The organism is Rhizobium sp. 01N424 (genome assembly GCF_056399485.1).
This window is the reverse complement of record NZ_JBFTRK010000001.1, coordinates 865,379-879,005: the sequence shown is the minus strand read 5'-3', so window position 1 is coordinate 879,005 and position 13,627 is coordinate 865,379. Positions and strand designations below refer to the sequence as shown.

Annotated in this window: 12 protein-coding genes; 3 read left to right on the top strand and 9 right to left on the bottom strand. The window is 63.0% G+C overall.

The window, feature by feature from the left end:
• Window positions 1-75: 75 nt before the first annotated feature.
• The 8 genes from AC1DNK_RS04470 to AC1DNK_RS04435 form a co-directional block, all read right to left on the bottom strand.
• A complete protein-coding gene (locus AC1DNK_RS04470) occupies window positions 76-990 on the bottom strand; it encodes a c-type cytochrome (RefSeq protein ID WP_477939535.1) in 915 nt (304 codons plus the stop codon).
• A 105-nt stretch (window positions 991-1,095) separates the two neighbouring features.
• On the bottom strand, window positions 1,096-1,536 hold the full coding sequence (locus AC1DNK_RS04465) for a c-type cytochrome (RefSeq protein WP_477939533.1): 441 nt from the start codon (window positions 1,534-1,536) through the stop codon (window positions 1,096-1,098).
• Between the two features lie 401 nt (window positions 1,537-1,937).
• Complete coding sequence (locus AC1DNK_RS04460) at window positions 1,938-2,654, bottom strand: L,D-transpeptidase (protein WP_112386362.1); 717 nt, start codon at window positions 2,652-2,654, stop codon at window positions 1,938-1,940.
• A gap of 180 nt (window positions 2,655-2,834) precedes the next feature.
• Window positions 2,835-3,716 carry a L,D-transpeptidase gene (locus tag AC1DNK_RS04455; protein WP_477939531.1) on the bottom strand — a complete coding sequence of 294 codons (882 nt, stop codon included), beginning with the start codon at window positions 3,714-3,716 and terminating at the stop codon, window positions 2,835-2,837.
• A gap of 88 nt (window positions 3,717-3,804) precedes the next feature.
• The gene (locus AC1DNK_RS04450) at window positions 3,805-4,725 is read right to left on the bottom strand and encodes an alpha/beta hydrolase family protein (RefSeq protein WP_112386364.1); all 921 of its coding nucleotides are present in this window, start codon (window positions 4,723-4,725) and stop codon (window positions 3,805-3,807) included.
• Window positions 4,726-4,832: 107 nt separating this feature from the next.
• On the bottom strand, window positions 4,833-6,461 hold the full coding sequence (locus AC1DNK_RS04445) for a cisplatin damage response ATP-dependent DNA ligase (protein ID WP_477939529.1): 1,629 nt from the start codon (window positions 6,459-6,461) through the stop codon (window positions 4,833-4,835).
• A 220-nt stretch (window positions 6,462-6,681) separates the two neighbouring features.
• A complete protein-coding gene (locus tag AC1DNK_RS04440) occupies window positions 6,682-7,692 on the bottom strand; it encodes a ligase-associated DNA damage response exonuclease (RefSeq protein WP_477939882.1) in 1,011 nt (336 codons plus the stop codon).
• 67 nt (window positions 7,693-7,759) lie between these two features.
• Window positions 7,760-10,045: a putative bifunctional diguanylate cyclase/phosphodiesterase gene (locus tag AC1DNK_RS04435; protein ID WP_477939528.1), complete on the bottom strand. Its 2,286-nt coding sequence runs from the start codon at window positions 10,043-10,045 to the stop codon at window positions 7,760-7,762.
• Window positions 10,046-10,286: 241 nt separating this feature from the next.
• Between AC1DNK_RS04435 and AC1DNK_RS04430 the strand changes: the two genes are divergently transcribed.
• Window positions 10,287-11,612, top strand: a complete 1,326-nt coding sequence (locus AC1DNK_RS04430) for a TIGR03808 family TAT-translocated repetitive protein (RefSeq protein ID WP_477939527.1) — start codon at window positions 10,287-10,289, stop codon at window positions 11,610-11,612.
• A gap of 97 nt (window positions 11,613-11,709) precedes the next feature.
• Window positions 11,710-12,369, top strand: coding sequence for a glutathione S-transferase family protein (locus tag AC1DNK_RS04425; protein WP_477939525.1), 660 nt, complete (start codon window positions 11,710-11,712; stop codon window positions 12,367-12,369).
• Here AC1DNK_RS04425 and AC1DNK_RS04420 read toward each other — a convergent pair whose 3' ends face one another.
• Window positions 12,370-13,266 (bottom strand): LysR substrate-binding domain-containing protein, encoded by an 897-nt coding sequence (locus tag AC1DNK_RS04420; protein ID WP_477939524.1) that lies wholly within the window; start codon window positions 13,264-13,266, stop codon window positions 12,370-12,372. It lies immediately after the preceding gene.
• Window positions 13,267-13,421: 155 nt separating this feature from the next.
• Here AC1DNK_RS04420 and AC1DNK_RS04415 point away from each other — a divergent pair, with 155 nt between their 5' ends.
• Window positions 13,422-13,604, top strand: a complete 183-nt coding sequence (locus AC1DNK_RS04415) for a hypothetical protein (protein WP_477939522.1) — start codon at window positions 13,422-13,424, stop codon at window positions 13,602-13,604.
• Window positions 13,605-13,627 lie beyond the last annotated feature (23 nt).

Below are 13,627 nucleotides of genomic sequence, written 5' to 3'. Positions count from 1 at the left end.
ACTGACTGCAATGTCCGTTTGTGGCGCCCATTCATCTCGTGGCAAGATAAGCGGTGCTAGCATTTTTTGCAAGCATCACCGCTTCGGCACTGCCTTCAGATAGGCGGCGATCGCCTCGATGTCGCTCTTCGGCAGATGCGCGATGTTCTGCTGGACTTCGGTCATCGAGCCGCCGGCGGAGTCGAAGTCGGGGGTGAAGCCGGTTTCGAGGTAGTTGGCGATGTCGGCCTCGCTCCAGTTGCCGACATCCTGGCCGCCCGGGGTGATGTTGGGAATGCGTCCCTCGCCTTCGGGGTTCGGGGCGCCTGCCAGCCACATGTCGGGCTTGAAGCCGCCCAGCGCGTCGCGCGGGGTGTGGCATTCGCCGCAATGGCCGGGGCCCTCGACGAGATATTGGCCGCGCCTCAGCTTGTCGTCGGCATTGGCGAGCACGACGCGGGGCTGATCGTTGAAATACAGGAACTTCCAGCCGCCGAGCGCCAGGCGGATATTGTAGAGGAACGGCAGTTCATGCGGCGGCGCGACGTTTTCGCTTTTCGGCAGGGTCTTGATGTAGCCGAAGAGGTCGACGACGTCCTTGTCGCTGATGCGCGCATAGGAGCCGTAGGGGAAGGACGGATAGAGATGCTGGCCCTGTGGGCCGACGCCGCGCTTCATGGCGTTGCCGAATTGCGCCAGCGTCCAGGTGCCGATCCCGGCCTTCTCATCCGGGGAGATATTGGGAACGTGGAAGGTTCCGAAGGGGCTCTTCAGTGCCAGACCGCCCGCGAGCGTCAGCTTGGCATCGCCCTGCGAGCCCGGTGCTGCATGACAGCTGACGCAGCCGCCGGCCCAGAAGACCATTTCGCCATTCTTGAGATCAGCTTCGCCGAGACCGGCCCAGTGGCTCTCGGGCAGCGGATTGGGGGCGGTGATGAAATAGAAAGCGGCGCCACCGAGAACGGCGACGCCGATCAGACAGAGCAAGAACCGGATGAACCTGCGGACCATCTGCCGCTCCCCTTTTCGCAATCACTGCATCTAAACATAAACCGGCCCGCACCCGCGGCAAGGCGGGAACGGACCGAAAGCTTCAAGGACGGGAAAGACCTACCGCTATTCTTTCAGGCGGTAGGCCTGATGACAGCCGCCGCAATTGGCGCCGAGGGTCTTCAGCGCACCACCGACACCGGCGGAATCTGCCGGAAGCTGGGCGAGGATCGTATCGGCGTCGGTGCTGAGCTTGTCGGCGCGCGCCTTGAAGTCCGCCATGTTCTCCCAGATCTTCGGGCTGGCTTCCTTGTCGCCCTGCTCGGTGCCGGGCTTGAACTGATCGGGGAAGGCCTTGGCGGTTTCCGAAATGGTGGTCAGCGCCGCCTTGATGGCTTCGGCATCGTAGGGCTTCTCGCCCTTGGCAATGGCCGACATGGCGCCGACGGAACCGCCGATCTTCTTCATCATGGCTTCACGCGCTTCATGCGTGCCGTCCTGAGCGAAGACCGCCGTGGCCGCAATTCCGGCAACCATGACAGCCGTCGCTATCGCTTTGAATTTCATATTGCAGACTCCTCTTGGATACCGAGGGCTTAGAATCCCGGCGCCTCTTATTCGCGGCCGCATGATGGCAAGTTTCTTTGGGCCGCGAAGTAACAATTGGGTGATATGACAGGGATTTCAAATTGGTAGGGCGCTAGCGAAATTGCGAGATGCGCTGCTTGGAGCCCCCTCATCCTACCGTTTCCCCGAGGGCAGAGGGGAAACAGGCGTTGCGGCAAATTTCTCTTCTCCCCAGCGGGGAGAAGGTGCCCAAGAGGCGGGATGAGGGGCCGCAAGCTAGATAGACGCCATCTCCTCGCATGCGTTAAGCCCAGCTCGCCCAATAAAAAGCACCCCAAGCTGGCTTGGAGTGCTTCATTTTTAAGCTTCAGTCACTGCCGCTTGCGCAACCCGCCCCAGCATTACTGCCAGACGACGATCGGGCTCTTCTGGGGAACCCGGTCGTAGAGGTCGATGATGTCCTGGTTCAGCAGGCGGACGCAGCCGGACGAAACGGCCTTGCCGATCGAACGCCAGTCGGGATTGCCGTGCAGGCGGTAGAGCGAATCTTCGCCATTGGAGAAGATGTAGAGCGCGCGGGCGCCGAGCGGGTTCTTGAGGCCCGGCTCCATACCGCCATTGGCGATCGAATATTTGGTGAGCTCCGGCTGGCGGGCGACCATCTCATTCGGTGGCTTCCAGCGCGGCCATTTCTGCTTCCACTGGATGACGCCGTTGCCGGACCAGGCAAAGCCCTCGCGGCCGATACCGACGCCGTAGCGCATCGCCGTGCCACCCGGCTGGACGACATAGAGGAAGCGCGAGGGCGTATCGACGACGATCGTGCCCGGCGCCTGACCGGTGGGGTCGATGACCTGCTGGCGGTAGAAGCGCGGATCGATCTGCTTGTAAGGCACCGGCGGGATCAGGAAGCCACCGTCTTCGATCGGGCCATACATGACTTCCAGTTCGGCATCGGTGGGAGCCGGCGTCGTCTGGAAGAGCCTGGGAACGCGGAAGGCTACGGGCTGAACGCCCGGGGCGCTGGATGTGGATGCGCAGCCGGCAAGCGCGGAGGCCGCGGTCAATGCCGAGAAAGACAGAAAGCTGCGGCGGGAAATGGGGTTTTCGAAGCTCATGGCCTGGGAGGGACTTCCTTCTGACGCGGAACCGGCCCGTAACGGCAGGCCGGTCCCCGTTTGATTCATTCGACGCAATGAACGTCTCTCAGAAATCTATCGGCCCCAGCTAAATAAACCATAGCTTCACGAAGTCTTGTCCAGCAGTGAGCGCACGATATCGGTGGCGCTGTTGCGCTGCTACATCACAACGATCTCAGCCTTGGCGGAAACCCGGTCGTAGAGATCGACGACATCCTGGTTCAGCATGCGCACGCAGCCCGACGAGGTGGCCTTGCCGATCGACTGCCATTCGGGCGTGCCGTGGATACGGTAGAGCGTGTCCTTGCCGTCATGGAAGATATACATGGCGCGGGCGCCGAGCGGATTGCCAAGGCCGGGATTCATGCCGCCATTCTCGGCGGAGAAGGAGCGCACGTCGGGCTGGCGCTGGACCATTTCATCGGGCGGCGTCCAGCGCGGCCACTTCTGCTTCCACTGGATCACGCCGCGGCCCGACCAGGCATAGCCCTCGCGGCCGAGACCGACGCCGTAGCGCATGGCCTTGCCATTGGGCTCGATGAGATAGAGGTGTTTGGTCCGGGTGTCGACGACGATGGTCCCGGGCTTCTCGTTGCTCGGATAGTCGACTTCCTGGCGCAGATACTCGGAACTGACACGGCTGACGGGAATGGCCGGCAGCCGGAAATCGCCATCCCGCTTTTCGGCATACATCGCGACGCTGACCGGATTGCTGACCGGCAGGCCGTAGGTCCGGCTGGATGCAGCACTTGGGATGCCGTAAGTAACGCCCGGATCGGTGGCGCCCAAGGTGCGGCCGGGGATGCCGTAGCTCTGATTGTAGATCGTCGCCGGAACGCCGGGCCGCTGCGGCACGGGCGCATCGATCGGGCGGACGCGATTGGGATTGGTGCCCGGCTGATAGAAGACCGGCGCGGTCTCCTGGACGAAACGGGCAGGATCGGTTGCGCCGGTATCGGGGATCAGCACGTTGCAGCCGGCAAGAGACATGGCAGCAACAGCAAGCCCGGCAAGAGGGAGCACCCGGCGCAAGAATTCCATAAATCCACCCTTATCGAAATCGGCAGAGAAACATATCTGCCGGGAGGATGGCATTTGCGGCTGGCGTGAAGCTGGTGTCGGGGTGCCCTTACGCCGCCACGCCCTGGAAGAAATGGATGCTCTGGGCGATCTCGGCGGGGAGTGCGGAGGTGTGGTTGCCGGCCACCGTATCGGTTTCAATGCGGATACCGGCGCGGCGGGCGCGGCGGGCGAGCAGGTCGGCGCGGTCGTTGAAGTGGTCTTCCTCGGTGCCGTGCATGACGCGCAGCGGGCATTTGAAGCTTTCGGCATAGCAGAGCGCCGTGCGAACCTCGAATTCACGCTCGTTGCTGTCGTCGAAACGGATGTCCTGCGGATAGCGATTGAAGAAGCGGAAGGCATCCGGATTGCCCGAGATCGGGGCTGCGGCGCGGAACTTGTGGGTGGACATCGAAGCCAGCATGGTCAGCGTGCCGCCGATGCTGTGGCCGGCGATGAAGAGGCGATTCTGATCGACGCCCGGCAGATGCGCCATGCGATCGGCGGCGGCGAGCACGTCATCCACCTCGTCGTAGAAGCCGGAGAAATTGCCCATCTGGCCGTTCTCACCGCGCACCGACGGCATCATCACCACAAAACCGGCATCCATATATGGCTTCATCAGGTTCCAGTGGCCCATGCCCATGGCATTGCCGCCGTGGAGGAAGAGCACGGCCGGTTTCGGCTGGCGGGTGCGCTTGTATTTGCTGACCCAGGCGACGAGCTCGAGTTCGCTCCCGGCGCCCGAGCGGTAGAAGATCTGATCGCCATCTGCGGGGGCAACGAGGTTCTCGTATTTGTCCGGGGCCGGTCCCTTCTGCAGCAGCTTGGTGCGGAAATGGGTGCGGACCTTGGCGTAGTCGTGCGCAATCAGCTTCGGTTTCAGGGGAACATCGAAAGCGCGGGCCATCCCCGGCAGCAGCAGGCTTCCAGCAAGACCCGCAAGAACCGAGCGGCGCTGACGGAAGAAGGCATTCTGATCATCGGTCATTGTTCAGCACTCTATGTACCCGGCTCTCAAAATGTGCCTGCAAACTCTGTTGCGGCCAATACACATTGTGTTGAAAATGTGATCCTGCGGCATTTTGCGCACAGCCGCTATTCGGCCGCCTTCGCATCGATCATCGCCACCAGCGTTTCCAGACGGTCGGCCTCGTAGCTCGGCTTGTCCGGACGCAGGCGGGAGATACGCGGGAAGCGCATGGCGACGCCGGATTTGTGGCGGGTCGAGCGGTTGATGCCCTCGAAGGCGACCTCGACGACGAAGCCGAACTCCTTGTCGGCCCGCATGGCGCGGACGGGGCCGAAACGTTCGGTCGTGTTGTTGCGCACGAACTTGTCGAGCACTTCGAGCTCCTGATCGGTGAAGCCGAAATAGGCCTTGCCGACGGGTACCAGCTGCTCGCCATCGGGCATCTCGGCCCAGACGCCGAAGGTGAAATCGGAATAATAGCTGGAGCGCTTGCCGTGGCCGCGCTGCGCATACATGAGCACGGCATCGACATTGTAGGGATTGCGCTTCCACTTGAACCAGGGGCCCTTCAAGCGGCCAGCCTGATAGATGCTGTCGCGGCGCTTGATCATCACGCCTTCGATGACGGGATCGGGCGGCGTCGAGCGCAACTCGTCGAGCTCGTCCCATGTCGTGAAATCGACCAGAGGCGAGAGGTCGAACCGGTCGTGCGGCGCCTGTTCGATGATCTCGGAGAGGCGATCCCGGCGCTCGGTGTAGATATTCCCACGCACATCCTCCTCGCCGTCGAAAAGCAAATCGTAGGCGCGGATGAAGGCCGGGTATTCCTCCAGCATCTTGCCAGAGACGGTCTTGCGGTTCAGCCGCTGCTGCAGGTCGGAGAAGGTGCGGGTGGGATTGTTCGAACGCGCCGTGCCGCCGACCAGGAGCTCGCCATCGACGACGCCGTTGAAGCTGATCGCGTCCAGAATATCGGGAAAGGCGCCAGAGATATCGTCGCCGGAGCGGGAATAGATCTTTCGCGTGTCGCCGGCACGCGACAGCTGGACGCGGATGCCGTCCCATTTCCATTCCGCGGCGTAATGCTTGGGGTCGAGATTGGCGAGGTCGCCTTCTTCGACGGGATTGGCGAGCATGACGGAATGGAAGATCGCCGGCGTTGCCAGGATCGGCTTGCCGCCCCTGCCTTCCAGCCATTCGAAAAGGGACTCGTAGGGTGGCTCCAGACCATGCCAGAGCGTCTCGATCTCGGTGACGTCCTTTGCCCCGAGTTCGGCGAGCGCCTGTTTGGCGAGGCGGGCGGAGACGCCGATGCGTAGCGCGCCGGTGGCGAGCTTGATGAAGGCGAAGCGGCCGGACGAGTCCAGCCGGTCGAGGAGATCGCGGACATAGCTGCGGACCTCGGTGCGGCCGAGCGCATTCATCTGGCTGATCACCTCGCCGAGATGCGGCTGGGCGAGCGCGGAGCGTTCGATGTCCTTTTCGTTGTCCCAGACGAGAGAAATGGTTTCGGCGAGATCGCCAACATAGTCGTAGGAATAGCGGAAAAGCACCTCGTCCATGCGCTCCAGCACCAGTTCGCGGAGCATGGCGGGCTTGACGTTGCGAACCTCCAGCGTACCGGCGATGGCGGCAAGGCCGTAGCCGCGGTCGGGATCGGGCGTGTCGCGGAAGTAATCGGTGAGGAGTTTGAGCTTGCCGTTGCGGCTGGGCGTGAGGACCAGACGGTCGAGGAGGTCGGCGAAGGGTTTCATGGGTGGGCCTCGCCGGCGTTGCGGGTGTGGTACCCCCCTCTGCCCTGCCGGGCATCTCCCCCACAAGGGGGGAGATCGACTCGTGGTAACGGCCTCCCAAAGCAATTAGGGTTCGAGCGAGCGGCTGCGCCCAGCCAATCTCCCCACCTGTGGGGGAGATGCCCGGCAGGGCAGAGGGGGGCTGGCGGGGCGCAATGGCCGGCGGACATAAACTCCCCCATCAATCCCCCTCATCCTCATAGCCCACCAGATGCAGCGGCCGGGCTTTCACGCCCTGCAACTCGCACCAGCGCACCAGCGCCTCCTCGCGCCCATGCGTCACCCAGACTTCCGCAGGGTGCAGCTCTGTGATCGTTTCGGTCAGTTCCGGCCAGTCGCAATGGTCGGAGATGACGAGCGGCAGTTCGACGCCGTTCTGCTTGGCGCGCTGGCGCACCATCATCCAGCCCGACGCGAAGGCGGGAAGCGGTTCGTGGAAGCGGCGCGCCCAGCGGTCGGCGAAGGCCGACGACGGGCCGACGACGATGGCGCCCTTGAAGGCGGACTTGTCGCGGCCTTCGACGGTGGCGGGCAGCAGTTCCCCGAGGTCGACCCCCTGCCCCTGATAGTAGTCGCAGAGCCGTTCCATGGCGCCGTGGATATAGATCGGCTGGTCGTAGCCGGCGTCGCGCAACAGGCGGATGACGCGCTGCGCCTTGCCGAGCGCATAGGCGCCGATCAGATGGGTGCGTTCCGGAAACTGGCGGAGCGAGGCGAAGACCTTGCGGATCTCGTCCATCGGGTCCGGGTGGTGGAAGACCGGCAGGCCGAAGGTCGCCTCGGTGATGAAGACATCGCAAGGCACCGGCTCATAGGGCGCGCAGGTCGGGTCCGGGCGGCGCTTGTAGTCGCCGGAGGCAACGATGCGGGTGCCATTCTTCTCGACGGCGATCTGCGCCGATCCGAGCACATGCCCGGCCGGATGGAAGCTGACCTTGACGCCGTTGACATCGATCTCCTCGCCGAAGGCGGCGGCCTGTTCACTGCTGGCGAAATCGTCGCCATAGCGCAGCCGCATGATATCGAGCGTCTGGCGCGTCGCCAGCACATGGCGGTGGCCGGGCCGGGCGTGATCGGAATGTCCGTGGGTGACAAGCGCCCGATCGACCGGCCGGACAGGATCGATATAGAATCCGCCCTCCGGGCAGAAAAGGCCTTCGGGGGCCGGATACAGCAAGGCGTCGGGTCGCATCATCCGCTTGAAGATAGCGGGAATGATGCGAAGAGCCAGAGGCAGCCAGAAATTGGCCGCATGCCGCCTATTTCAAGAGCTTCACCACCTCATCGACAGGCAGCGGCTTGGCAAACCTGTAGCCCTGGGCCTCCTCGCACTTCGCCCAGCGCAGGAATTCCAGCTGGGCGTCGCTTTCGACACCTTCGGCGACAACCGTGAGCTTCAGGGTCTTGGCGAGCGAGATGACGGCGGAGGCAATGGCGACGGCGGTCTTGTCGGCCGGGAGCGCTTCCACCAGCGAGCGGTCCATCTTCAGGCGGTCGAAGGGGAAGGTCTTCAAGGCCGCGAGGCTGGAATAGCCGGAGCCGAAATCGTCGATCGACAGGCGTACGCCCAGCCGGTGCAGGCGCGCCATGATGCCGAGTGCCTTGTCGACATCCTGCATGACGGTGCTCTCCGTTAGTTCGAGCTCCAGCCAGCGCGGATCGAGGCGGTGGCGCTCCAGCGCCTCATGGACATGGCAGGCAAAGTCGGGATCAGCGAACTGCCTGGCAGAAACGTTGACGGCGACGGTGACCGGGTTCAACCCCTGATCCTGCCAGTCGCGGGCCTGGCGGCAGGCCTCGTTCAGAACCCAGAGACCAAGCTGGATGATCAGCCCGGTTTCTTCGGCGAGCGGGATGAAATTGCCGGGCGGCACCAAGCCGCGCTGCGGATGCTGCCAGCGCACCAGCGCCTCCAGCCCGGCGGTTCGGCCGGAGGCGACCTCGACCTGCAGCTGATAATGCAGACGCAGCTGATCGCCGACGATCGCCTGGCGCAGCTCCTCTTCTTCGCTGAGCGGAATATCGACGGCGTTTTCACCGTCGCCGCTATGATATTGCAGCGTGTTGCGGCCAAGTTCCTTGGCGCGGTACATCGCCTGATCGGCATTGGCGAGCAGCTCTTCCGGCGTACTGCCGCCTGAGGGAAAGGCTGCCACACCGATGCTGCTGGTGACCAGTAGCTCCTCGCCATCCAGCGATACCGGCCGGGTGATCGCTTTCTGCAACTCCCGAAGGCGGCGCAGGATACCGGCGTCGTGGCTGGACTGGTGGACGAGCACGACAAGGAATTCGTCGCCGCCGAGGCGGACAACCATGTCGGAGGCGCGGACGCAATTGGCCATGCGCGCGGCCAGCTCCTTCAGCACCTCGTCGCCTGCGGCATGGCCGCGGCTATCGTTGATGTCCTTGAAATTATCGAGGTCGATATAGGCGACGGTGACCTTGCGGTTGTTGCGCCCGGCCTGAAACAGCGTCTTGGCCATGCGCTCCTTCAGAAAGGCACGGTTCGGCAGGCCGGTCAGATCGTCGTGGTGGGCCATGAAATAGATGCGTTCGTCGCCGCGCTTGCGCTCGATGGCGATGCCGGCGATGTGGGTGGCGAGCGCCACCATCTCCATTTCGTGGGCGGTCGGCTCGCGGACGGTGTTCGAATAGAGTGCGAAGGTGCCGAGCACATTGTTCTGCGAGGTCAGGACCGGCGCCGACCAGCAGGAACGAAGACCGAATTCGGCGGCCACGCCACGGAAATCCTCCCAGAGCGGATCAATGGTCACATCGGAGACGATGACCGGCTTGCCGCGCCAGGCGGCCGTGCCGCAGGAGCCGACCTTGGGGCCGATCGGGGTGCCGTCGATCAGCCTGCTATAGGCGCCGGGCATGCTGGGTGCAGCACCATGCAGGAGACGCGTACCGTCACGATCGAGAAGCAGGATCGAGCCGGCAATCCCGTCAAGCTCCGCCTCGACCAGCAGCACCAGTGCTTCCAGGATCATTTCCAGCGGCTCGTTGCGGGCGATCATTTCCAGGAGCGCCGACTGGCCGCGGCGGAGGTCTTCCTGGCGCTTGCGCTCAGTAATATCGCGCGAGACGCCGATCAGACCGACGACCTCGCCGCGGTCGTTGCGCAGCGGAATCTTCGAGGTCAGGCGGCACATGGGCTTGCCGCCGGCCACGGGAATGATTTCCTCCATGTCCAGCGCCGGGACGCCCGTCGACATGATCTCCTGCTCGACATCGAAGTATTTGCGGGCGAGATCGAAATCGAAGAGATCGAAGTCGCGCTTGTCGGCGATGTCGGCGGCATTGTCGAAATTGTGGCTGCGGGCAACGACTGCATTGGCAAAGACGAAACGGCTGTCGCGATCCTTGACGTAGAGAAAATCGGGGAGCTCGTGGACGATCGCCTTGAGACGCAGGTTCTCGATGCCATCGGAGTGATGGCGTGCGTTGGCGGCCATCATGGTTTCCGTCGCAGCGACCAGGCGCCTTGTCTCTTCTGCCAGCTCGCCGTCAGACTGCCATTGCGTGGCACTCATTTCATTCATGACGACACTCCGGCCGGCCTGGCGCCGGTGCGCTTGAAAAGTGACAATTGAAACTATGGCCAAGCTAACCGGGATTTCCTTCGGCTTGCTTAAATGGAAAGGTGAACGGGCGCCAAATAATTACCCGCAAGAGTTTGGCATTCGGCGCCCCGGTTACTACAGCGCAAGGTTTTTGTGCCAAAAGCAGGCATGCGCCAATGCGCCGATATCTGTTTCAGGGGCAACGCGCGAAAGGTCTGACATGTACAACCGCCGGGCTATACTTGGGCTCTTCGTATCGAGCCTTGCCCTGATTTCCGCAAGCCGCGCCTTGGCGGCCAGCAAAGCACCAGCGCTGCGCGGCGCGCTCGACGCCTCAAGCCTACCGAAGGGCAGCCTGCAGGCGATGATCGATGAAGCGGCGAGAAGCGGCACACCGCTCTACCTGCCGCCCGGCACCTACAAGGCGGCAAACCTGACGCTGCCTGACGGGACGCGGATAACAGGCGTATCCGGCGCCTCACGCATCCTGCACCGGGGATCGGTGAATTCAACCGCGGGTGCCGCGCGCATCGAACTGTCAGGCATCGTCATCGAGAGCGACGGCGGCACCAGCGGCGAGCTGAACGGCGGGATGGTGCAGCTGACCGGGATCAGCGCGCTCTCGATCGACAATTGCGAATTCCGCGGCGAGGCCAAGCATGGCCTGAGACTGGAAGGTTGCGCCGGGCGGGTCGAGCGCTCACGCTTTTCCGGTGCCGGGCAGGCAGGCATCTTCGCCGTCAATTCGACGGGGCTGGCTATCGACGGCAATACCGTCAGCGATTGCGGCAATGGCGGCATTCTCGTGCACCGCTACGACAAGGGCGAGGACAATAGCGTTGTGACGGGCAACCGGATCAGCCGCATCCGCGCCGATGACGGCGGAACCGGCGAGAACGGCAACGGCATCAACGTGTTCCGGGCCGGCGGGGTGATGATCACCAACAATCATATTTCCGACTGCGCCTTCACCGCGGTCCGCGCCAATTCCGGCGACAACGTGCAGATCAGCAACAACCAGTGCCTACGCTCCGGCGAAACGGCCATCTACGTCGAATTCGCGTTTCAGGGCGCCGTCGTGTCCGGCAATCTCGTCGATGGCGCGGCGAACGGCATCTCGATCGCCAATTTCAACGAGGGCGGCCGGCTGGTCAGCGTCACCGGCAACGTGGTGCGCAACCTGACGCTCAAGGGTCCCTATAAGCCCGACGTCGCTTTCGGCACCGGCATCGCCGCCGAGGCGGATACGGTCATCTCGGGCAACGTCATCGAGGGCGCGCCCTATTGGGCACTGCAACTCGGCTGGGGACCATACTTGCGCAATCTGGTGGTCACCGGAAACGTCATCCGGCAATCGGCCGTTGGCTGCGCGGTGTCGGTGGCGGATGGTGCGGGAACGGCGGTGATCACCGACAACATCTTCGAAGCGATGAAGGACGGGGCGGTGTTCGGTTATGCTTGGGAAAAGAAAGTTTCGGGCGATCTGACACAATCGGACGGCAGCGCCTATCCGCATCTGACGGTCGAGCGCAATCGCGTCCTCTGACATCCATCACAAGCTTTCATCGATTCATCAGGGACACCCCCTTCCCGGCGCGCCGGGGCGACCGTAGTTTCGCGGCAGCAAATCAGGGGACATTGACATGCTGAAGATCTACGGCGTTTACCGCTCCCGCGCATCGCGCGTCTATTGGATGGCCGAGGAGCTCGGCATTCCATTCGAATACATCCCGGTGCTGCAGTCCCACCGGCTTGCCGATCCGGCAGCGGCGGGCGCACCGCTGAACACGCGCTCACCGGAATTTCTCGCCATCAATCCGATGGCACTGATCCCGAGCATCAAGGACGGCGATCTTGTCATGCACGAGTCGCTGGCGATCACCGAATATCTCGCCAAGAAGCATGGCGGCCCGCTGGCGCCGAAGACGCTGGAGGAAGATGCGCTGATCAACATGTGGACCATCTGGGCCGCATCCGAGGTCGAGGTGCAAACCATCCAGCTCGTCAAGACCTATGACAATGCGCTGGAGAAAACCGAAGGCGGCAAGTCGGTGATCGCGGTGGCGTCACGCCAGCTGAAGCGGCCGCTCGACGTGCTCGAACAGCATCTTGCCGGGCGAGAATGGATCGCGGCCGACCGCTTCACGGCCGCTGACCTCAACGTCGCCGAAGTGCTGCGCTATGCGCAAAGCGAGCAAGCGCTCTTCGATGCGCGCCCGAACATTGACGCCTGGATCAAGCGCTGCCAGTCGCGGCCGGCTTACCTGAAGATGCAGGCGGGGCGCACCAACGAGCCTGTCTGATCAGGCAAACAGCGCCAGTGTTTCCCGCATTTCAAAGCGGATCCAATCCTTGAAGGCGCGAACCTTTTGCGGTTCGCGCGTTCCTTCTGCAGTGATAAAATAGTGGCCGAAGCCGGTCCTGGCGCGGATGCCGAACGGGGCGACCAGTTGCCCGGCCTGCAGCGAATAGCCCGCCAGCGTCTGCCAGGCGAGCATGACGCCTTGCCCCGCCATGGCGGCGTCGAGGCAGAGCGAAGCGTCGTTGAAGACATGGCGCGTCGTCAGTGTCGAGCCCGAGAGACCCGCTTCACGCATCCAGACTTCCCAGGTGAACATCGCCTTGCCGTCGATGATGGCCGGAACCTCCAGGATATCGCGCGGCTCACGAAGGCCTTCGGCAATGCGTGGCGCGCAGACGGGAAACACCTCCTGCTCCAGCAGCAATTCGGCCCTGACGCCGGGCCACTGGCCATTGCCGACGCGGATACCGAGATCGACATCCGAGGCGGCCGGATTGACGAGCTTGGTCGTGGCGTCGATCCGCAGGTTGATATCGGGGAACTGCTCGGCAAAGCGATCGATGCGGTAGACCAGCCATCGCGCAGCAAAGACCGGCGCCACCGAAATGGTCAGCGTCGTTTCGTCCGTCTTCTGCGCCATCGACACGGCTTCGGAGAGGCGCGACAGCCCTTCGCTCAGCGCCGCCAGCACCGGCGCACCGGCCTCTGTCACTACCATGCCCTTCGGCGTGCGCTCGAAGATCAACTGATCCAGCTGCGCCTCGGCCTTGATCACCTGCTGGCTGACGGCACCAACGGAGACACCGAGCTCATCGGCCGCCGACTGCAGCGAGCCGAGACGGCCAACTGCCTCCAGCGCGCGCAGGCCATTCAGATGAACGGAGTTCAGGTTTCGCATATAGTTTTTCTATAGCGAACTGCGGGTAAACTCAATTGAAATGAGGACAGCTGAGGCCGATACTCGGGGCATAACTTCTACCGGACTTCAACATAAGCAGTGCCTCCCAAGCATGCTATCGTGAGAAGCCGGCAATAGAGAAAGTGAGGCAAGCCATGTCATTGCTGAAGTTTTTCTGGAGCGACAGAGACTCCAAGCACGAACGGGATATCAACGAGCCGGCCGGCGATCTCGCGATTGCCGCGATGTCTCAGCGCGAACTCGCCGATCTCCCGTCAACCTTCCCGGCGCCGCAGCCGACACGCTACGAGCTGCCACGGCTTTCAAGGTGTGCGTGAGTTTTGGCTGCAGTTGTGGCATT

Coding starts and splice junctions, on each gene's coding strand:
- AC1DNK_RS04470 (WP_477939535.1), bottom strand. CDS start 990: ATGGTCCGCAGGTTCATCCGGTTCTTGCTCTGTCTGATCGGCGTCGCC.
- AC1DNK_RS04465 (WP_477939533.1), bottom strand. CDS start 1,536: ATGAAATTCAAAGCGATAGCGACGGCTGTCATGGTTGCCGGAATTGCG.
- AC1DNK_RS04460 (WP_112386362.1), bottom strand. CDS start 2,654: ATGAGCTTCGAAAACCCCATTTCCCGCCGCAGCTTTCTGTCTTTCTCG.
- AC1DNK_RS04455 (WP_477939531.1), bottom strand. CDS start 3,716: ATGGAATTCTTGCGCCGGGTGCTCCCTCTTGCCGGGCTTGCTGTTGCT.
- AC1DNK_RS04450 (WP_112386364.1), bottom strand. CDS start 4,725: ATGACCGATGATCAGAATGCCTTCTTCCGTCAGCGCCGCTCGGTTCTT.
- AC1DNK_RS04445 (WP_477939529.1), bottom strand. CDS start 6,461: ATGAAACCCTTCGCCGACCTCCTCGACCGTCTGGTCCTCACGCCCAGC.
- AC1DNK_RS04440 (WP_477939882.1), bottom strand. CDS start 7,692: ATGCGACCCGACGCCTTGCTGTATCCGGCCCCCGAAGGCCTTTTCTGC.
- AC1DNK_RS04435 (WP_477939528.1), bottom strand. CDS start 10,045: ATGAATGAAATGAGTGCCACGCAATGGCAGTCTGACGGCGAGCTGGCA.
- AC1DNK_RS04430 (WP_477939527.1), top strand. CDS start 10,287: ATGTACAACCGCCGGGCTATACTTGGGCTCTTCGTATCGAGCCTTGCC.
- AC1DNK_RS04425 (WP_477939525.1), top strand. CDS start 11,710: ATGCTGAAGATCTACGGCGTTTACCGCTCCCGCGCATCGCGCGTCTAT.
- AC1DNK_RS04420 (WP_477939524.1), bottom strand. CDS start 13,266: ATGCGAAACCTGAACTCCGTTCATCTGAATGGCCTGCGCGCGCTGGAG.
- AC1DNK_RS04415 (WP_477939522.1), top strand. CDS start 13,422: ATGTCATTGCTGAAGTTTTTCTGGAGCGACAGAGACTCCAAGCACGAA.